Raw genomic sequence first — 19,475 nt, forward strand, 5'->3', positions numbered from 1 at the left:
AAATGACTGGCTCGTTTTCGTCTTCCTCCTGAAAGGTGCCAAACAGCCGGTCCCACACAATGAACACTCCGCCGTAGTTGCGATCCAAATACAAAGGATTCTGCGCATGGTGGACACGATGATTGGACGGCGTGATGAACAGCCACTCGAACCAACCCAGTTTGGGAATGTGCCGGGTGTGTACCCAGAACTGGTACAGCAGGTTCAGCGCCGCGACGGTGATGAACACCAGCGGCGGCACGCCCACGACCGCCAGCGGCAAGTAAAAGATCCACGACAGCAAGAAGCCGCTACTGGTCTGACGCAGGGCGGTGGACAGGTTGTAGTCCTCGCTCTGGTGATGCACCGAATGCGCAGCCCACAGAATGTTGCGCTCGTGCCCGAAGCGGTGCAGCCAGTAGTAGCACAGGTCATACAGCACAAAGGCAAGCACCCAGACCCACACCCCATCCCCCGGCAACGAAAACAGCGCCAGGTGCTCCCAGGCCAGCGCGTAGGTGACCAACCCTACCCCTTTGGTCAGCAGCCCTGTGGTAGTCGACAACACTCCGGTGCTGAGGCTGTTGATGGCGTCGGCGAGGCGATAGGTACGCATCCCGCGCAGGCGATCGGCGAGCAACTCGACCACAATCAGGACAAAGAAGAACGGTACCGCCAACAGGATCAGATCCATGGGTCATCCATCTCCAGGCTATTGCATAAGATTAGGCCCGGAATGCCTCAGACCCTATGGCGACATCTGCCAATTTAGAGGACATTTAGCGCCTCGACTCGGGAGTAGTGAGCATGACCAAAAAAGTTGCAGTGATTCTTTCCGGCTGTGGTGTCTATGACGGCGCCGAAATCCACGAAAGCGTGATCACCCTGCTGCGCCTCGACCAGCGCGGCGCCAAGGTGCAGTGCTTTGCGCCCAATATTGCGCAGATGCACGTGATCAACCACCTGACCGGCGAAGAAGTGCCTGAAGCACGCAACGTGCTGGTGGAGTCGGCTCGCATCGCCCGTGGCGACATCAAGGACTTGCGCGAAGCCGACGCCAAGGATTTCGACGCCCTGATCGTGCCGGGCGGCTTCGGCGCGGCAAAAAACCTGTCCAACTTTGCCGTTGAAGGCACCGGCTGCACCGTCAACCCGGACGTGCTGGCCCTGGCCGAGGCCTTTGCCGAAGCCGGCAAACCGGTCGGCCTGATCTGCATCTCGCCGGCCCTGGCGGCAAAGATCTACGGCCCGGGCGTGGTCTGCACCATCGGCAGCGATGCCGACACCAGCGCAGCTATCGTCAAGATGGGTGGCACCCATGAAGAATGCGATGTGCATGACATCGTCGAAGATACCCAGCGCAAACTGGTCAGCACCCCGGCCTACATGCTCGCCAAAAGCATCAGCGAAGCCGCGGGCGGTATCTACAAGCTGGTTGACCGGGTGCTCGAGCTGACCCACGAGAACGACTGACGCTGATCGCGGGGCATACCGGCTCCCACGGCAATCAGGTAGGAGCGGGCTAGCCCCGCGATGACGCCAGCCGCGTCAGAATGCGATCCAGCGAATTGGCAAACGCCTGCTTCTCGCGATCACCATACGGCGCCTGACCACCACCGACCTGCCCCTGCTCGCGCAGGTCGGTGAACAGGTTACGCACGGCCAGCCGCTCCCCCATGTTGCGTTCATCGAATTCGCGACCGCGCGGATCGAGACAGGCGACACCCTTCTTGACCAGGCGATCGGCCAGTGGCACATCGCTGCAGATCACCAGCTCACCTGGCACGGCATGCTCGACCAGGTAATCGTCGGCCGCATCCGGTCCACTGGGCACCACGATCAGCCTGACACAGGCAAACGCAGGCTTGATCTGGCTCTGGCCGGCCACCAACACCACCTCCAGCTGGCGCTTGAGGGCGAACTTGACGACCTGATCCTTGGCCGCCTTGGGGCAGGCATCGGCATCGATCCACACACGCATGACAGAACATTCCAACAAAATCGGGTGAACAGTATCCCCGCTCACCCGTCTGGCTTCAAATCAACCCGCCGGCAGGCGACGCTTCTCAGCCAGTCGGCTGCGCCCGTAGAGCACGGCAATTGCCAGCAAGGCAACCACTTGCGCCGCCAATGAGTACGCATCGGCATGAATACCCAGCCAGTCGAACTCGAAGAACGCCACCGGGCGGGTGCCGAACACGCCGGCTTCTTGCAGCGCCTTGACCCCGTGCCCGGCGAACACCACCGACAGCGCGCACAGCAAGGCAGCGTTGATACTGAAGAACAGTGCCAGCGGCAACTTTGCCGAACCGCGCAGAATCACCCAGGCCAAGCCCACCAACAACACCAGTGCCGTTGCGCCCCCGGCCAGCACCGCGTTGTGCCCTGCGGGCCCGGCCTGCAGCCAGAGGGTTTCGTAGAACAGGATCACCTCGAACAGTTCGCGGTACACCGAGAAAAACGCCAGGATGGCAAAGCCGAAGCGACCACCGCCACTGAGCAGGCTGCTCTTGATGTAGTCCTGCCAGGCCGCCGCGTGCCGGCGGTCATGCATCCACACCCCGAGCCACAGCACCATGACGCTGGCAAACAACGCCGTGCAGCCTTCGAGCAACTCACGTTGCGCACCGCTGACATCGATCACGTAGGCCGCCAGGGCCCATGTTCCCAGGCCGGCCAAAAGCGCCAACCCCCAGCCGACGTTGACGCTGCGCACCGCGGACTGCTGGCCGGTGTTGCGCAGGAACGCCAGGATCGCCGCCAGCACCAGAATCGCCTCCAGGCCTTCGCGCAGCAGGATCAACAAACCGGAGATATAGCTCAGCGACCAGCTCAGGCCATCCCCGCCCAGCAGGCCTGCAGCCTCCTTGAGCTTGGCCTTGGCCGCATCCAGACGCTGGTTGACCTGCTCGAGCGGCAGGCCGTCCTGCAAGGATTGTCGGTAGGCCATCAGCGACTTTTCAGTGTCCTTGCGTACATTGGCGTCGACATTGTCCAGCGAGCTTTCAACCAGCTCGAAGCCTTCCAGGTAGGCCGCCACTGACAGGTCATAGGCCTGTTCATGGTCACCGGCCTGATAGGCCGCCAGGCTCTTGTCGAGGGTGCTGGCGGTGTAGTCGAGCAACTGCGCCGGGCCACGCTGGACCTGTGGCGGCTGGGCGCGCTGGGCACGGAACATAGCTGCAGACTCGGCGCCCTGGGACGCTTCAACCTCCAGGGGCGTCTGGCGGGCCAGGTCGGCAAGGTTGTAGGGGGTGTCATTTTTAGCGTGCGCAGGGTCAGCGGTGAAACTGGCGATATAGGTCGCCAGGTCCCAACGTTGACGATCGTCGAGCTGGTCGGCGAACGACGGCATGTCGGTGCCTTCGATGCCCTGGCCCAAGGTGTTGTACAGGTCATACAGGCTCAAGCGATCCACACGCTCACTGCTGCGCAGATTCGCCGGTGGCGGAGTCAGCCCGACACCTGCCGGGCCGTCACCTGCACCAGTATCGCCATGGCACACCGAGCAATGCTGAGCGTAGAGCGGAGCGCCACGGGCCGGGTCGGGGGTGATGACCGGGGCCTGGCTGACCTCATAGGCCACCGCCAGTTGCGCACCGAGTTGGCGAGCCAGGCGGGCGACACTGGCACCGTCCTGGCGCTGGTTGATCGCCTGGCGCAGGTCGACAACGCCTTGCTCCAGCGCCTGGCGCTCGGCGCGAGCCGGCAAAGCGCCAATGACACCTTGCAGTACGTCGGTGAACTCCAGCTGCTCGCGGTATTCCCCGTCGTCTACCACCTTGCCGGCCGCCACGGTCGCCGGATAGTCGGCACCAATGTAGCCGAGCAGGTGCAAAGCCTTGGCGGCGTCATCGACGGTGTCGGCCCACACCATCGAGCTGCTCAGCGCCAGCACCGGCCACAGCAGCCAGGCAAACAAGCGGGAACGGGAAATCATCAGGTAATCTCAAATAGCAATACGAGGTATTGCATTGTTCACTTCCAATGACGATCGCTCAAGGAATCCGGCAAAATTTAGTGACAATTTAATCACCGACAAAAAAAGACGACTCTGAGGTCGCCTTCTTTTTTTGTCGGTGCGGGTCTCAAACCGGCGCGCGTCGAATCGTCGCCAACAACGTTGCTGCGCCCAGGAACAGGCCGGCAAAGGTCCGGTTCATTCGCCGCTGCTGTCTGGGTGTACGCAGCAGACGCAGAACCCGCGCGGCCAGCCCGGTGTACCCCGCCATGACCAGCAGGTCCACGATCACCATGGTCGCCGAAATGATCAGGTACTGTGGCAACAACGGCGCATGCGGGTTGATGAACTGCGGCAGCACCGCAAGCATGAAGATCAGCGCCTTGGGGTTGCTGACGTTGACCAGAAAACCACGAAACACCAGGGCAAGGGGCTTGCCGATGGGACGAACCGCGGATTCGTCGCTGAGATCGGCAGGCAACGCACGCCACTGCTTGACCGCCAGGTACACCAGGTACGCAACACCGAACCACTTGATCACCTGGAACGCGGTGGCTGATGCCGCGAGGATGGCACCGACGCCCGCCGCAATGATCGCAATCTGCAACACCAGGCCCAGCTGCAGGCCAAGGGCGTTCCAGTAACCGCGCCAGAAACCGTACTGCAGGCCGCACGACATCGAGGCAATGGCCCCGGCGCCCGGCGACAGACTGATGACCCAGCAAGCGGCAAAAAATGCCAACCATGTTTCCAATGACATCGCGCACCTCGGCCCGGGATTTTTACAAAACCTTAAGCTAGTGCGCTGGCGAAAAAATAACCACGATTATTTTCAACCGTCGATCACTTGCCGATGACCTTGTCGTCGCCCACCAGCGGCACGACCTCGGCGCCGCGCCAGCGTCGGACCGACTTCTGGAAAAACTGGCTATTGGGTACTTGAACCAGTGCGCCACCGGCCTCCGGCATCTCGATCAAGGTGGTGAACAACAAGTTGATTGCGACCACCCGCCCCTTCACGCCTGGCTTGTCGATAGTCTCGACCAGCTCCACCACGTCACCGATACGAAACGGCCCGACGGTGAAGATCAGTACCGCACACAACAGGTTGGACAACACGCTCCACATGGCAAAGAACGCGACAGCCGCTACCGCAACGAAGCCGGACAGCGCCGTCCATAGCACCGTGGCGGAAACCCCGAGGCGCTCCAGCACGAACACCAGTGCACTGCCCATGATCAACCAGCGCAAACCGCCGCGCACCGGCATCATCAGCTCCGGCGGCAATGGATAGCGCTCACCGAGGCGCTTGAGACATCGCCCTACCAGGCGCTGCAGTACAAAGGCCGCGCAGAGAATCAACAAAATCTGCAAACCCAGCCAGAACGGTGCAATCCACTCCGGTGGTACTGGCAGTTGCAACGACGCCATCAAGACAACGCCTCCAGCTCCGCCTGCATAGTCTCTAGCTGCTCAAGGGCTGCCATCCAGGCTTCTTCCAGTTCCGCTTCGCGCACTTTCAGCTTGGCCTGCTTGGCCAGTAGGTCACGCAGCTCGTCCTTGCGCGCGACTTCATAGAGGGCACTATCGCCCAGGCTGGCGTCGATCTTGGCCAACTGCTCATGCACGGTGCCCAGTTCGCGCTCAAGCTTGTCGGCTTCACGCTTGTGCGGGGCCAACTGCTGACGCAGGGCTGCCGCTGCCTGGCGCTGGGCTTTCTTGTCGGTCTTGTCGGCATTGACCGGCGCAGTGCTGACAGGCGCGTTGCGCTGACGGTATTCGACCAGCCAGCGGGTGTAGTCATCCAGGTCGCCGTCAAACGTCTCGACTTTGCCATCGGCGACCAACAGGAAATCGTCGGTGGTGCTCTTGAGCAAGTGACGGTCGTGAGAGACGACCAACACAGCACCGCTGAACTCTTGCAGGGCCATGGTCAGCGCCAGGCGCATTTCCAGGTCCAGGTGGTTGGTCGGCTCATCGAGCAGCAGCAGGTTCGGCCGCTCCCAGGCGATCAGTGCCAGTGCCAGGCGAGCCTTTTCACCGCCGGAGAAATTCAGCACCGGTTCATCGATACGAGCGCCACGGAAGTCGAAGCCGCCGAGGAAGTCGCGCAGGGTTTGCTCGCGCTCGGTCGGTGCCAGACGCTGCAGGTGCAGCAACGGGCTGGCCTTGTTGTCCAGCGAGTCGAGCTGGTGCTGGGCGAAGTAACCCACCGACAGGTTTTCTCCACGTACCAGACGCCCGCCTAGCGGCTCCAGCTCACCCGCGAGGTTCTTGATCAGGGTCGACTTGCCAGCGCCGTTCGGGCCCAGCAAGCCAATACGCGCACCCGGGGTGAGCTGCAACTTGACCTTCTCCAGGATGGTCTTGTCGCCATAGCCCAGGCGGCCTTCGGACAGGTCGAGCAAGGGGCTGGAGATTTTCTCCGACTCACGGAACGTGAAGTCGAATGGCGAATCGACATGCGCCGCCGACAGCTCCTCCATGCGCTCCAGTGCCTTGATCCGGCTCTGGGCCTGACGTGCCTTGGTAGCCTGCGCCTTGAAGCGGGCGATGTACTTTTCCATGTGCGCGCGCTGGGCCTGCTGCTTCTCGTAGGCCTGTTGCTGCTGGGCCAGGCGTTCGGCACGGGTGCGCTCGAAGGCGGAGTAACCGCCACGGTACAGCGTCAGCTTGCACTGCTCGACATGCGCCACATGGTCGACCACCGCATCGAGAAAATCGCGATCGTGGGAGATCAGCAACAGCGTGCCCGGATAACCCTTGAGCCAGTCTTCCAGCCAGAGGATGGCATCGAGGTCCAGGTGGTTGGTGGGTTCGTCGAGCAACAACAGGTCGGAGGGGCACATCAGTGCCTGGGCCAGGTTAAGGCGCATCCGCCAGCCACCGGAGAAGTCCCCTACGCGGCGATCCATCTGTTCGTTGGTGAAGCCCAGGCCGGCCAACAATTTGCGCGCACGCGCATCGGCGGTGTAGCCATCGGCGCTGTCGAGCTCGATATGCAGGCGCGCCAGGGCCGTGCCGTCGTGGGCTGCCTCGGCCGCCGCCAGGTCGGCTTGAACCTTGCGCAGGCGCGCGTCGCCATCGAGCACATAGTCGACCGCCAGGCGATCGAGGGTATCGACCTCCTGGCGCATGTGCGCGATACGCCAGTCGGCGGGCAGCTGGCAGTCGCCCGAATCGGGCGTCAGCTCACCGCGCAGCAAGGCGAACAGGCTGGATTTACCGGCGCCGTTGGCACCGATCAAGCCGGCCTTCTGACCGGCGTGCAGGGTCATCTCGGCGCCTTCTAGCAGGCGCTGGGGACCACGCTGTAAAGTGAGGTTCGATAGTCTGATCATAATGGCCGCGGAGTCTACCAGCTTCGTCGGCAACTGGCGCGAGTAGGACCATGCACACCGACCTGTGGAATTTTGCCTTGAAACTGTACGCCCGCCCAGGCGTCGAAGCGGCCTGCCTGCAATGGCAGGACCAGGGCGGTGATGTCTGCTTGCTGCTGTGTGCAGCCTGGCTTCGCGAGCGCGGCAGAATTCCGAACGAGCAGCGTGCCCGCGCATTGCATGCACAGGCTCGAAGCTGGCAGGCAGAGGTGGTAAAGCCGCTGCGCAGTTTGCGCCAGCAATGGCGAATGGCATCGGCACACGATGCGCAACTGGCGAGCTTGCGTGATCAAGTGAAGGGCTTGGAGCTGGCGGCAGAGCGCGTGTTGCTGGAACGCCTGGAGGCAGTCAGCGAAGGCGGGGAAGCAGAGAGCCCATCTCATGCAGACTGGCTGCAATGGGCGCTGCCCTCAGGCGCCCGCTTGCATCACGACGCGCTGCAAAAGCTGCGCGCCGTGATGCTGACCACTCAGGATGCCGAAGACGGCGTCTGAGAAGTCGTTACCGACGATGCGGTGGCCGTCGACGGCGTAGTTGCCGGTGGCGTAGTCGCGGCTGGCGTTGTGGCTGGGGCGACGGGCGCCGCAGGGGTTGCAGGCTTGGCCGCTACGGGCTGCGCCGCAGGTTTGGCAGCCGGTTTTGCGGCTGGCTTGGCCGGTGCTTTGGCGGCAGCGGGTTTGGCTGCTGGCTTGACAGGCGCCTTTGCCGCAACAGGCTTGGCCGCAGGTTTTGCCGGGGCCTTGGCGGCAGCAGGTTTGGCTGCTGGCCTGGCAGGTGCTTTTGCTGCAGCAGGCTTGGCGGCAGGTTTGGCCGGAGCCTTGGCGGCGGCAGGTTTGGCTGCAGGCCTGGCAGGTGCTTTTGCTGCAGCAGGCCTGGCGGCAGGTTTTGCCGGGGCCTTGGCAACTGCAGGTTTGGCTGCAGGTTTGGCGGCTACCGTTCTGGCAGCTGGTTTGGCGGCGGCGGTTTTAGCCGCTGGCTTGGCAGGCGATTTTGCCGCTGCAGGTTTGGCCGCAGGTTTTGCAGCAGCCGTTCTGGTCGCTGGCTTGGCCGCAGGTTTTGCAGCTGCGGTTTTAGCAGCCGGCTTGGCAGCGGGTTTTGCCGCAGCCGCTTTAACAGCAGGCTTGGCGGCAGGTTTGCTGGCAGCCTTGGCAGCTGGCTTGGCAGTAGCGACAGGTGCAGGTTTTGCTGCACGCTGGGTCAGCGCCTTGGCAGCCGCTTCCCTGACCTTGCCAACACCCTGGGCCAGTTTCAGGCTTTCCTGGGCATCACGCTTGAGTTGCAGAATGTAGGTGCGTGTCTGCGACTGACGCTCCTTGAGCGAGTCGAGCAGCGTTTCGAGTTCACCAACTGCCGACTTGGCCTTGCCTTGCGCCTTGGCTTTGCCGGACTTGGCAGCGTCCTGCAGTTTGAGGCGGGACTTGTGCAGTTTCTCTTGAGCCTTGCCACGTTGTTTTTCCAACTTGGCGAGCAGTTTTTCAGCATCAGCCAGCGCTTGCGAGCAGGCATTTTCCAAATGGTCGAGCAGGCTGCCCGAGAGTTGCTGGAGCAGGTGCAACGGCGTACTTACTGGCTTCTTATTGGCCGACATGGTTTACCTCCTGGCTGACGAGAGTGCGGCTCATACTATGCTTCTGCTGCTACCGCCGCTAGGGCATGTTGACAGTATTAAAGGCGCCGCGTTGCATGCCTGGGCAAAGTTGTTATCGCTGCAGCTGGAAGCAAGTGTAGATGCTGCACAAAGTGTTGCTGATATTTGCACGAAGTAACGAGTGAAGGCTGGCATACTTTATTTCCGCTGAAGCAGGAGTGAGCCAGTGTCGCGTTATCTAGTATTAGCTCTTTTTCTATTGCCGGTGTCGCTCATGGCAGCGCCTGCGAACACCCCTGAAAGCAATCACGACCTGGCCTACAGCCTGGGCGCCAGCCTGGGTGAGCGGCTGCGCACGGAAGTTCCAAACCTGCAGTTGGATGCCTTGCTGGAAGGGTTGCGACAGGCCTACCAGAACAAGCCCCTGGCCCTGAGCAAAGAACGTATGACGGCAATACTCGGCGAACATGAAATCCAGGCCAACCAAGCTGCGTTACAGGCACACAGCGAACAGTTGCAGACTGCGGAAAAACGCTTCATGGCCACAGAGCGGGCACGTGCAGGCGTGCGCGAATTAGCCGCAGGTATTCTGGTGGCCGAACAGGTCAACGGTACTGGCGCCAAACCTTCAGCGCAGGGAAAAGTCCAGGTCCGGTATGTCGGCAAGTTGCCTGACGGAACCGTTTTCGATCAGAACCAGCAAGCGCAGTGGTTCAATCTGGGCAGTGTGATCGAGGGATGGCAACTGACATTGCCAGAGATGACGACAGGGTCGAAATGGCGCCTGGTGATTCCTTCAGCCCTGGCCTATGGTGCCGAAGGCGCGGGCGACCTGATTGCGCCCTATACGCCATTGGTGTTCGAGATCGAATTGCTGGGTGTCGCCGAATAAACCGTCGGCACACCCATCAAGCCTGAACGGCAGCTTCTTCGCTATGTGCGTTGTGCAGCACTTCGATCAGGCAGTCTTCAAGCTCGAAGCGCTCATGCAACAAGCTGCCCAGTTCGTTGAGCTTCTTTGCGAAGCGCTCCGGGTCGTTGCAGTCGCCTTTGTCGCAATGATCATTGAAGGCAGAGGCTATCTCGGTGATCGCATCGATCCGCGGGCTGATCTGTGTAGCCAGTTCCAGGCCTCGCGTATCACCAAAGGCCTTGGCTTCGCTGACCAGCTGCTCGCTGACTTCAAAATGCCAGGCCGATACATAGTCGATCAGCACGGCACAAAAGTCGCGACTCTTGTCCTTGTCGGCAAAGGCCGGCTTGGCATCGCGTAACTCACGAAAGGCTGTCACCAGCTCTGCACGCTCATCCAACCAGCGGTCAATGAGCTTATGAACCCCACCCCAGCGTTCCTGAGCATTCTGACAACTATCTAGCATGGCGATCTCATCCCTTCTGGGTAATGCCCCCGCTCCTCGCTCGCAAGTGTGCAAGCAAAGGTGACGTCAGCAGGGCAGCATCGAGCAGCTGTATTTTCGGTATGCGTGCAGGGAGATTATTCCCGTGCGCCCTAGGCTTCAAGGTACGCAGGCGACAAAGTTCATACAAGTGTTTAATCCCTGCCTGACCTGCCGCCGGTCGTTTGCAGACAGAAGTGACCGCCTCAGTTTTTCGCCGGACGATTGAACACTGCAGCCCTCCCCCCGAACAGGCGCACTAAAGCCAACACTGCCAAGAAGACAAATGCCAACAGGCTCCACTCGGGAATCGTCAGATCAAGAAAGCTCCAGTTCAAGCGCACGCAGTCAGGGCTACCGATCAGCATCAGCTTGAACTGATGGGCCAGCGGCATGCTGTCGACGGCAGGCGGGCAATCGCTGGCAACGGGCCAATGCATGCCCTGAAGCCACACATGCCTGCCGGCGAGGAGGGCACCGCAGGTAGCGCACAGCAGCGCCAGCGCCGCATAGATTCGCGCCCCCAGGCACCCAGGGCCATGGAGCACCGCACACACGCTCACCAACGCGAAAGCTCCCAGGAACAACCGCTGGCTGTAGCACAACAGGCAAGGCTCCAACCCCACTTCCCACTCAAGGTAGAACGCAGCCGCCAGCATCAGCACCGAGACCACGAAGGCCAGAAGGAACATTGAGCGCAGGGAGACCGACGGCATGAGTAGTCCGGAGGGGTAGAAAGACAGGCGTCAACGGTAGAGGATGTCCGTGCCTTGTTTCAAGCTACTACAACTGAGACAAATCACTGATTAGTAAGGGAATAATCCCATGTTAGATATGAGTTTTCTTTGAGCGCCTAAAGAAAAAACTCACGTGCATGTAGGATATTTCGATAACAGCTTGGGCTCGCGGCTTGGCGCGAGCCCAAGGGTTACTCAAGCGCGTACCGTGTCTGGCAACGGCAATGCCAACAGGCGATCATCGAGCAGGCCAAGGCCTTCCTGGAACAGTTGGTTACTCCGGTCCGTATCACCTAGCCCGGCCAACAAACGGGCCAGTTCGGCACACGCCTCGGGATTACGCTGCAATCGCAAACTGCTTTCCAGATAATCACGGGCCTTGCCCCACAGACGGTTCTGCAGGCTCAACCGACCTAGCGTGAGCAACAAGCTGGGATCATCACCATGTTGCTTGAGCCATCCCTCGGCCGTCTGCAGCTGGCGCGCCAGATCGGCGCCGCGCACCAGGCCGTAGAGCCTGGCAAGGTGGCTTTCATACTGACGCTTGAGCGCCGTGCGCAGCGCCTCTTCTGCCTCACTCTCGGCGCCCAGCTGGCGCAGTTGCTCGGCATAGGCCAGCACCAGTTGCGGCTCCTGGCGCTGGGCAGCCGTCAATTGCTGCCAGGCGCGCTCCAGGGACTGCCGCGCACTGTGCTCCTCCCCTTCACGGCTGGCGGCAAGGGAGAGGTTTTCCCCCCAGGAACGCCGCTCCAGCTCTTCCAGCTCGGCAGTCGGAAGCACTTTCCCCTTGCGCAGCTCCGGCAACAAACGGATGAGCGCCGACCAGTCACCCCGTTCGCGGTACAAGCGCTGCAGCAGCCGCAGTACCTGGGCGTTATGCGGGTGACGCTCCTGCATCGCTTGCAAGGTTTCCAGCGCTGCCTCGCTTTCACCGTTGTCCATCTGCATTTGCGCATGGCTCAGCGCGATGGCCAGTTCTGCTTCTGGCTGGCGCTCCAGTGCGCGCTCAAGCAGCTTGTCGCGGTCTTCGATACGCCCCAGTTCATTGGCTGCCCGCGCCGCCCCAAGGTAGTACAACAGCGGTTGGCGCTCGGCCTCGGCAGCACGATGGAGGTGACGCTGGGCACTGGACCAGCGCCCTTCGGCAAGGTCCAGCTGCCCCTGCTCTATGGCCAACCGGGTGCGACGGCTGCGGTTGCGCCGTGACCAGGGATTGACCACACCGCTGGAGGTCAGCACCAGGCCAACCAGGTAGCGCACCAGCAATACCAGCAACAGGATTGCCGCCAGCGCCGCCAGCGCGGCCCACAGGCCCGATTGATAGCGAAAGTTGCCATAGGAAATCAGTACGTAACCGCTATGTTTGGCGATCGCGACCCCGAGTGCGGCAGCGGCTGCAATGGCCACCACCATCAGCAGGTACACGCGCTTCATGGCTTGGCCTCCTCGACCGGCAGGTGCCGACGCTCCAGGTAGGCCTGGACCGCACTGAGGCTGTCGGCCAGGTCAGGCACCACCACCGAGACCGGCTCGTTGGCCAAGGCGTTGAGGCTGTCGAGCATTGCCTTGCTTTGCGGGTTGTCCGGATTGAAGTTGGCCAGCAGCACGCTGCGTGCATCATCCAGTGCCTGGGTGTAGACCTTGGCCTCTCCGTTGAGCGCCGCCCACTGGGCCTGCTCGAGGGTCAGGCTCAGGGCCAGGCGCAGTTGGTTGAGCGACTGCCCAGCAAGCAGTGGGCGGATGTTATCGTCGGCATTGAAGTCGATCTGGAAGTACTTCGACAGCTCCGCCCACCATTGCGACCAGCGACTGGCACCGTCACCGTCGGCAGTCAATGCACCCAGGGCATCGGCATTGCTTTCAAATTCCGGGGACAGGGCACTGAGTTGCTGCACTTGCTCACGTTGGGCGGCGAGCTTGAGGAACAACCCGGTGCGATCCGGCTGCTGGACGCTGTTGAGGGTCGCCAGGCTCTTGGCCAGCTGCTCACGGGCGGCAAATGCTCCCGGGTCGCTCTGCTCACGCAGAATATCATCGGCGCCCTGGACCAGCGCACGGGCGCTGACGATGTCCTGCAAGGCCGACAAACGCAGGCTGGCCAGACGCAACAGGTGTTCGGCTTCAGCCAGGCGCCAGTCCTTGCGGCTGGCACCCAGGATAGTCTCCAGGCGCTGGCTCAACCGCTGCTGGTCGCCCTGCAGTTGCGCCACCAGGCGGCGGCGATCTTCCAGTTCGGTGGCAGCAGGCAGGCTGGCAAGCTGCGCAGAGATTTGCTGCTCGCGCAACTGCAGTGCCTGAGTCTTCTCACTCAGACCTTGCAGGTACTGACCCTGACCCTGTTCGGTGCCCTGAAGCTGGCGCACCTGCCAAACACCCCACCCTCCTACAGCAACACCCGCTGCACCGAGCAGCAAGGCCAGGATCGCCAAGCCGTTGCCCGAGCGCTTGCCCGGCGTGGCGGCGGTAGGTTCAGACGCCTCAGGCGTCGATTGCAGGTCATCGTTGGGCAAGACAGTTTCGCTCACGTATCCATCCTTTGCATTGGGCTCGTCGCCAATCAGCTTAGCGCCTCAGGGGGCAGGTGCAGGTGTTTGCTGCAGCGCTGCCAACAAAGCCGCGGCGCTGGCACCGCGACAATCCACTACATTCCGGGCCCCGGCATCGCGGGCCTGCGCCGCAACACGAGGGCTGGGCACGAACAGCGGCAACTGCGCCAACTGCGGCCAATCACCGGCAGCCAGTTGCTGCAAGTGTTCAAGACCCTGCCCACTGCTGACCACCAGGCCATTCAGGCGTTCCCCGCTAACGCGCGCAGACAGCGCATTGCTCGGGTAAACCGGCAGGAATCGGCGATAGAGTTGCAGATATTCGACACTAGCACCTAGTTCAGCGAGACGCTCGGCGAGCAATTCACGCCCCCCTTCGCCCCGCATGATCAGCACCCGCGGTGCTGTGCAGGCAATGGCCTGGTGCAGCGCCGGTAGCGCTAGCAGTGCCTCGCTATCGTCACCAGCCTGGGGATAACTGACCTGACAGCCATGGTCCTGCAGAATTTGTGCAGACGCAGCTCCCACCGTGAACCAGGCCTGGGCCGGCAGTTGCGGCCAGAACGGCGAAAGCGCGGCCAGCCCGAGGCGGGCCGCTGGCTTGCTGACCACGATGATCGCGGCATACCGATCAAGATGGCGTAGCGTGTCGAGCTCGGGTTGATCCAGCGGCAGCGGCTCGATATCGAGCAACGGCAGGCTGCTGCTGGCCACTCCCTGTTCAGCGAGTATCTGGGCCAGCGCAGTACATTCTTCAGCCGGCCGGGTAAGGAGCAGGCGCCAGGTCCTCACGGGTGGCCGGCCTCGCCGTACACCGCCTTCAGAATATCTTCGGCACCTTGCTTGAGCAGGTCTTCAGCGACCTGAACACCCAAGGCTTCTGCATCGGCGCGCGATGCGCGCGCCTGGGCTGTCAGCAGCTTGCCGCCGCTAGGTTCGCCCACCAGGCCACGCAGCCACAATTGATCGCCTTCGAGCACGGCGTAACAGGCAATCGGCACCTGGCAGCCGCCATTGAGGTGCTTGTTCAGCGCGCGCTCTGCTACCACGCGGTCTGCGGTGTCCTGGTGGTGCAGCGGCGCCAGCAGCGCGTGGATCTCGGTATCGGCGCTACGGCATTCGATACCCACGGCACCCTGGCCACCAGCGGGCAGGCTGTCGTCAACGCTGATGCCGGAGGTGATGCGATCTTCAAAGCCAAGACGAATGAGGCCTGCGGCCGCGAGGATGATCGCGTCATATTCACCCGCGTCGAGCTTGGCCAGGCGGGTGTTGACGTTGCCGCGCAGAAAGCGGATCTCGAGATCCGGGCGGCGAGTCAGCAGCTGGGCCTGGCGGCGCAGGCTGGAGGTGCCTACCACGCTGCCGGCGGGCAGGTCGTCTAGGCTCTTGAAGGTATTGGAAACGAAGGCGTCACGCGGGTCTTCACGCTCGCAGATGCAGTACAGGCCCAGGCCCTGCGGGAAGTCCATCGGCACGTCTTTCATCGAGTGCACGGCAATGTCGGCCTGGTTGTCCAGCAGCGCGGTTTCAAGCTCCTTGACGAACAAGCCTTTGCCGCCGATTTTCGACAGGGGCGAGTCCAGCAGCTTGTCGCCACGGCTGACCATCGGTACCAAGGTCACGATCAGACCAGGATGCGCCTGCACCAGACGGGATTTGACATATTCGGCCTGCCACAGGGCCAAGGCACTTTTGCGGGTGGCAATGCGGATTTCGCGAGTGGACATGGAACGATCCGTACGAGATAGATTCGCCCGATGATAACAGTTCAACCCAACCCGCTTGCAGATCTAAATCACGAGAGCAGCCGGCCGTCCCTGGCCGCACGCGGCAACCTCAAAGCTGCTGCATCATCTTGCGCACGCCCGCAACATGGCGGCGGCTGACAATCAGGGCGTCGCCATTGAGGCCCTTGAGAAACAACTGAAAATGCCCAAGGGGCGTGCGCTGCAGGCGCTCGATGCGACTGCGGGCAACCAGTGCATTGCGGTGAATACGCACGAATCGCTCGCCAAACTCGTCTTCAAGGGCCTTGAGCGGTTCATCCAGCAGGACTTCGCCACCTTCGTGACGCAGGGTCACGTACTTGTGGTCGGCGATGAAATAGATCACCTGGTCCAGTGGAATCAACTCAATGCCCTTGCGGGTCCGGGCGCTGATATGGCTGCGCGGACCGCTGCCGCTTTCGGCGGCAGGACGTGTCAGCGCCGCCAGCTGTACCCGACTCGGGCGCTCGGCCTTTTTCAAGGCTTCGCGCAGGTTGTCCGGCTGCACCGGCTTCAACACATAGCCCAAGGTACTGTCCTTGAACGACTCCAGGGTGAATTCATCATCCCCGGTACAGAACACCACGGCAGGCGGGGCTTCGCGCTCACACAGACGAGCAGCGACCTGAAGGCCATCAAGGCCCGGCATGCGGATGTCCAGCAAGACCACCTCGGGCTTGAGGCTGTCAATCAGGGCCAGGGCCTCTTCGCCATTGGTGGCGCTGGGCTCCAGCACGGTATAGCCCTCCAGTTCACCGAGCAGTCGGCTCAAGCGTTCCCGGGCTTGGGGTTCGTCATCAACGATCAGGACATTCATATTGCGCTGGATTCCTGCGTGAGTCTCGCACAAGGATAGCGTAGACAGGTGAGGTGACGACCGTCACGGCGATCCACGCTCAGACTCGCACGATGGCTAAAGATTCACTGGCGCGGCAGGAAACATGCCACGCCTCTGTCCAACTGTAGACGGTTGCCGGAACGCTGCCGTTCAATCGTTAAATATCCTGTTACCCGCCACCCCCTGCGACACAAACCCGCATTAACCCGTATTTGCCCCGACCGCAGTCCTGCGGTGCGGGTGCCAACCCTGCTATTATCGGCACCACTTTTCCGTTCACGCCTTCAACGAGTGAATCCATGAGCACCGACAAGACCAATCAGTCCTGGGGCGGCCGCTTCAGTGAGCCCGTCGACGCCTTCGTCGCCCGTTTCACCGCCTCCGTCAACTTCGACCAGCGCCTGTACCGCCACGACATCATGGGTTCGATCGCCCACGCCACCATGCTGGCGAAGGTCGGCGTGCTCACAGACGCCGAGCGCGACACTATCATCGACGGCCTCAAGACCATCCAGGCTGAAATCGAGGCCGGCAACTTCGACTGGCGCGTCGACCTCGAAGACGTGCACATGAACATCGAAGCACGCCTGACCGACCGCATCGGCATCACCGGTAAAAAGCTGCACACCGGCCGCAGCCGCAACGACCAGGTCGCCACCGATATCCGCCTGTGGCTGCGTGACGAGATCGACCAGATCCTGGCCGAAATCACGCGCCTGCAGCAGGGCCTGCTGGAGCAGGCCGAGCGTGAAGCCGAGACCATCATGCCCGGCTTCACCCACTTGCAGACCGCTCAGCCGGTCACCTTCGGTCACCACCTGCTGGCCTGGTTCGAGATGCTCAGCCGCGACTACGAGCGCCTGGTCGACTGCCGCAAGCGCACCAACCGCATGCCCCTGGGCAGCGCTGCGCTGGCTGGCACCACCTACCCGATCGACCGTGAACTGACCTGCCAGCTGCTGGGTTTCGAAGCCGTGGGCGGCAACTCGCTGGACGGCGTTTCCGACCGCGATTTCGCCATCGAATTCTGCGCTGCTGCCAGCGTCGCGATGATGCACCTGTCGCGCTTCTCCGAAGAGCTGGTGCTGTGGACCAGCGCCCAGTTCCAGTTCATCGACCTGCCTGATCGCTTCTGCACCGGCAGCTCGATCATGCCGCAGAAAAAGAACCCGGACGTCCCGGAGCTGGTTCGCGGCAAGACCGGCCGCGTGTTCGGCGCCCTCACCGGCCTGCTGACCCTGATGAAAGGCCAGCCCCTGGCCTACAACAAGGACAACCAGGAAGACAAGGAACCGCTTTTCGACGCCGCCGACACCCTGCGCGACTCGCTGCGGGCCTTTGCCGACATGATCCCGGCAATCAAGCCGCGTCATGCCATCATGCGCGAAGCAGCGCTGCGTGGTTTCTCCACCGCCACCGACCTTGCCGACTACCTGGTGCGCCGCGGCCTGCCGTTCCGTGATTGCCACGAAATCGTCGGTCACGCGGTCAAGTATGGTGTCGATACCGGCAAGGACCTGGCCGAAATGAGCCTGGACGAACTGCGCCAGTTCAGCGACCAGATCGAGCAGGACGTCTTTGCCGTGCTGACCCTCGAAGGCTCGGTCAACGCACGTGACCATATCGGCGGTACCGCACCGGCCCAGGTGCGCGCTGCCGTGGCGCGCGGCCAGGCACTGCTGGCCAGCCGCTAAGCCCCATGCCCAGGCTCGTCGGCATCCTGCCGCGAGCCTGTTGCATCAGCCGTCAGCGCTTGCCGCTGCGCACCATCTCAAGGAATGCGGGCATCTGCGCGTCCTTGTCTGCGATGATTTTCTGCACGTTGGGATTCTGCCTGAAGTGCTTGAGCAGGGCCTTGGCCTCCGGGAAGTCCGCCAGCAGATCCAGATCGAAGACATCCTTGCCCACTGCACTGGCCAGATCGACGCTGAAGCAGAACAGCATGTCGGCGATGGTCATTTCGCTGCCCGCCACATACGGCGCGAACTTGCCGTTGCGCTTGAGCGTTGCCACACCGGCCAACAACTCGGCCTTCGCTTTTTCCTTTATCGCCGGATCGACCTTGGCGCCAAAAAACGCCTCGGGGAAGCAAGCCCGGGCAGGCAGCTCGATGTACAACTCGATCTCCTTTGCCAGCTCACGCACCTTGAACTGTTCGAAATGGTTCGCCGGCAGCAGGGCCTTGCCCACCTGGGTCTGCTCGATGTACTCAAGGATCAGGTTGGTTTCGCTGAGAAAGCCGTGCTCGGTTTCCAGCACCGGCACCTTGCCTCGCGGGCTTACCTTAAAGGCTTCCGGGCTCTGGCCGCCAAAAAACAGCACCTCTTCGAACGGGATGCCCTTTTCCAGCAGCGCCAGTTTGACCATGTTGTAGTAGTTGCTGACTGCGAATCCATGAAGCTTGAGCATGAAAACAGCCTCCAGGCCGTAAAGGGGGTTGGCGGGGCAGTTATAGCCCCAGCCAGAGGTACTGACCAGCATCATGGCGATTGTCGATAGCCAGGCATTGCCGATAACGCCGTGGCAAACTGAGCATCCATCCCGAGGAGTCCGCCCATGAGCGAGCACAACGAAATCGACAACGATGAAGAAGAATTCGCCGAGTCGACCCTGATCCAGGCCATCGAAAACCAGATCGAAAGCGACAACCCGCCTGCGGCCAAGGCCACCTTCAACAAGCTGACCCTGGTGGGTTACGAACGTGACGACATTCTCAACCTGATGGCCCACGTGCTGGCGATCGAGATCGACGCCATGCTCGATGAGGACCGAGCGTTCAATACCGAATGGTACGAAACCGCCCTGCGCGCCCTGCCCGAGCTGCCGCCGGAAAAGGACTGAAGCAAAAGCGGATTTCCCTGACTACACTGCAAAGCCAGGCACCGGCGACGGTGCTGCCCTCCTTGTCTGGAAGTCGGAGTCACTATGTCGTTTACCCCCGATCTGATTGCCGAGCTTGAAGTCCTTGCCCTGTTCAACCTGGATAGCAGCCAGGAAGGAATCAAGGTCCATAACACTGCCTCCAAAGAGCTCATTGCTGCAGCCAAGCGCCTGTACGACAAACAACTGACCGACCAGCCCGATGGCGGCTACCTGACCAGCCTGGGGCATGATGCGGCAGAGCACGCACAACAATTGCTGACCATCCTGAAAGTCGCCCAGCCGGCCTGATATTCGTAGATCGCGGGGCAAGCCCGCTCCTATCGATAGGAGCGGGCTTGCCCCGCGATGCGTCCGGCGCTAGTAAAATGGCGTCAAAAACCCTGCCACAACAGCTAAA

General features: G+C 61.7%; 20 protein-coding genes and 2 pseudogenes. 6 read left to right on the top strand and 16 right to left on the bottom strand.

Translation table 11 applies throughout. The features are described from left to right. Nucleotides 1-46 precede the first annotated feature (46 nt). Nucleotides 47-673: pseudogene (locus H621_RS28935) on the bottom strand (sterol desaturase family protein); the annotation flags it as partial. Nucleotides 674-786: 113 nt separating this feature from the next. On the opposite strand from H621_RS28935, the gene elbB reads away from it, so the two are divergent. Beyond that, entirely contained in the window at nucleotides 787-1,452 is a 666-nt protein-coding gene (gene elbB / locus H621_RS0105410; RefSeq protein WP_028942387.1) for an isoprenoid biosynthesis glyoxalase ElbB, read from the top strand. A 49-nt stretch (nucleotides 1,453-1,501) separates the two neighbouring features. On the opposite strand, the gene H621_RS0105415 is transcribed toward elbB, so the two are convergent. From H621_RS0105415 to H621_RS0105435, 5 genes are all read right to left on the bottom strand, one after another. Then, nucleotides 1,502-1,960, bottom strand: coding sequence for a YaiI/YqxD family protein (locus tag H621_RS0105415; RefSeq protein WP_028942388.1), 459 nt, complete (start codon nucleotides 1,958-1,960; stop codon nucleotides 1,502-1,504). Nucleotides 1,961-2,020: 60 nt separating this feature from the next. Next, entirely contained in the window at nucleotides 2,021-3,919 is a 1,899-nt protein-coding gene (locus tag H621_RS0105420; protein WP_028942389.1) for a cytochrome c/FTR1 family iron permease, read from the bottom strand. Nucleotides 3,920-4,067: 148 nt separating this feature from the next. Beyond that, nucleotides 4,068-4,700: a LysE family transporter gene (locus H621_RS0105425; protein WP_028942390.1), complete on the bottom strand. Its 633-nt coding sequence runs from the start codon at nucleotides 4,698-4,700 to the stop codon at nucleotides 4,068-4,070. 83 nt (nucleotides 4,701-4,783) lie between these two features. Further along, entirely contained in the window at nucleotides 4,784-5,371 is a 588-nt protein-coding gene (locus H621_RS0105430; RefSeq protein WP_028942391.1) for a mechanosensitive ion channel family protein, read from the bottom strand. Continuing rightward, the gene (locus H621_RS0105435) at nucleotides 5,371-7,281 is read right to left on the bottom strand and encodes an ATP-binding cassette domain-containing protein (RefSeq protein ID WP_028942392.1); all 1,911 of its coding nucleotides are present in this window, start codon (nucleotides 7,279-7,281) and stop codon (nucleotides 5,371-5,373) included. The genes H621_RS0105430 and H621_RS0105435 overlap by 1 nt, the downstream gene beginning before the upstream one ends. Before the next feature lie 50 nt (nucleotides 7,282-7,331). Here H621_RS0105435 and H621_RS0105440 point away from each other — a divergent pair, with 50 nt between their 5' ends. After that, nucleotides 7,332-7,814, top strand: a complete 483-nt coding sequence (locus H621_RS0105440; RefSeq protein ID WP_028942393.1) for a TIGR02444 family protein — start codon at nucleotides 7,332-7,334, stop codon at nucleotides 7,812-7,814. Here the strand turns inward: H621_RS0105440 and H621_RS0105445 are convergent. Further along, nucleotides 7,790-8,908, bottom strand: a complete 1,119-nt coding sequence (locus H621_RS0105445; protein WP_028942394.1) for an AlgP family protein — start codon at nucleotides 8,906-8,908, stop codon at nucleotides 7,790-7,792. The two genes, H621_RS0105440 and H621_RS0105445, sit on opposite strands and share 25 nt — an antisense overlap. A 226-nt stretch (nucleotides 8,909-9,134) precedes the next feature. On the opposite strand from H621_RS0105445, the gene H621_RS0105450 reads away from it, so the two are divergent. Continuing rightward, entirely contained in the window at nucleotides 9,135-9,800 is a 666-nt protein-coding gene (locus H621_RS0105450; RefSeq protein WP_028942395.1) for an FKBP-type peptidyl-prolyl cis-trans isomerase, read from the top strand. A 16-nt stretch (nucleotides 9,801-9,816) separates the two neighbouring features. Here the strand turns inward: H621_RS0105450 and H621_RS0105455 are convergent, their stop codons facing one another. The 8 genes and pseudogenes from H621_RS0105455 to H621_RS28450 all read right to left on the bottom strand — a co-directional run. Then, a complete protein-coding gene (locus tag H621_RS0105455; protein ID WP_028942396.1) occupies nucleotides 9,817-10,287 on the bottom strand; it encodes an Rsd/AlgQ family anti-sigma factor in 471 nt (156 codons plus the stop codon). Nucleotides 10,288-10,511: 224 nt separating this feature from the next. Beyond that, complete coding sequence (locus tag H621_RS0105460) at nucleotides 10,512-11,021, bottom strand: disulfide bond formation protein B (protein ID WP_028942397.1); 510 nt, start codon at nucleotides 11,019-11,021, stop codon at nucleotides 10,512-10,514. 216 nt (nucleotides 11,022-11,237) lie between these two features. Beyond that, complete coding sequence (locus H621_RS0105465) at nucleotides 11,238-12,476, bottom strand: heme biosynthesis HemY N-terminal domain-containing protein (protein ID WP_028942398.1); 1,239 nt, start codon at nucleotides 12,474-12,476, stop codon at nucleotides 11,238-11,240. Continuing rightward, on the bottom strand, nucleotides 12,473-13,567 hold the full coding sequence (locus H621_RS28940) for a uroporphyrinogen-III C-methyltransferase (RefSeq protein ID WP_028942399.1): 1,095 nt from the start codon (nucleotides 13,565-13,567) through the stop codon (nucleotides 12,473-12,475). Before H621_RS28940 ends, H621_RS0105465 begins: the two co-directional genes overlap by 4 nt. A gap of 45 nt (nucleotides 13,568-13,612) precedes the next feature. Continuing rightward, the gene (locus H621_RS28945; RefSeq protein ID WP_028942400.1) at nucleotides 13,613-14,380 is read right to left on the bottom strand and encodes a uroporphyrinogen-III synthase; all 768 of its coding nucleotides are present in this window, start codon (nucleotides 14,378-14,380) and stop codon (nucleotides 13,613-13,615) included. Beyond that, nucleotides 14,377-15,318 carry a hydroxymethylbilane synthase gene (gene hemC, locus H621_RS0105480; RefSeq protein ID WP_028942401.1) on the bottom strand — a complete coding sequence of 314 codons (942 nt, stop codon included), beginning with the start codon at nucleotides 15,316-15,318 and terminating at the stop codon, nucleotides 14,377-14,379. The genes H621_RS28945 and hemC overlap by 4 nt, the downstream gene beginning before the upstream one ends. A 109-nt stretch (nucleotides 15,319-15,427) precedes the next feature. Next, nucleotides 15,428-16,174, bottom strand: a complete 747-nt coding sequence (locus tag H621_RS0105485) for a LytR/AlgR family response regulator transcription factor (protein WP_028942402.1) — start codon at nucleotides 16,172-16,174, stop codon at nucleotides 15,428-15,430. Next, a pseudogene (locus H621_RS28450) lies at nucleotides 16,171-16,278 on the bottom strand (sensor histidine kinase); the annotation flags it as partial. The pseudogene H621_RS28450 and the gene H621_RS0105485, both read right to left, overlap by 4 nt. Nucleotides 16,279-16,494: 216 nt before the next feature. On the opposite strand from H621_RS28450, the gene argH reads away from it, so the two are divergent. Further along, nucleotides 16,495-17,889: an argininosuccinate lyase gene (gene argH, locus H621_RS0105490; protein ID WP_028942403.1), complete on the top strand. Its 1,395-nt coding sequence runs from the start codon at nucleotides 16,495-16,497 to the stop codon at nucleotides 17,887-17,889. Nucleotides 17,890-17,941: 52 nt separating this feature from the next. Here the strand turns inward: argH and H621_RS0105495 are convergent, their stop codons facing one another. Then, nucleotides 17,942-18,604, bottom strand: coding sequence for a glutathione S-transferase family protein (locus H621_RS0105495; RefSeq protein WP_028942404.1), 663 nt, complete (start codon nucleotides 18,602-18,604; stop codon nucleotides 17,942-17,944). A gap of 147 nt (nucleotides 18,605-18,751) precedes the next feature. Between H621_RS0105495 and H621_RS0105500 the strand changes: the two genes are divergently transcribed. Both H621_RS0105500 and H621_RS0105505 read left to right on the top strand, forming a co-directional pair. After that, the gene (locus H621_RS0105500; RefSeq protein ID WP_028942405.1) at nucleotides 18,752-19,036 is read left to right on the top strand and encodes a hypothetical protein; all 285 of its coding nucleotides are present in this window, start codon (nucleotides 18,752-18,754) and stop codon (nucleotides 19,034-19,036) included. Between the two features lie 84 nt (nucleotides 19,037-19,120). Further along, entirely contained in the window at nucleotides 19,121-19,366 is a 246-nt protein-coding gene (locus tag H621_RS0105505) for a TIGR02647 family protein (protein ID WP_028942406.1), read from the top strand. The last annotated feature ends 109 nt before the right edge of the window (nucleotides 19,367-19,475 follow it).

It is taken from the genome of Pseudomonas vranovensis DSM 16006, assembly GCF_000425805.1.
GTDB classification, from domain to species: domain Bacteria; phylum Pseudomonadota; class Gammaproteobacteria; order Pseudomonadales; family Pseudomonadaceae; genus Aquipseudomonas; species Aquipseudomonas vranovensis.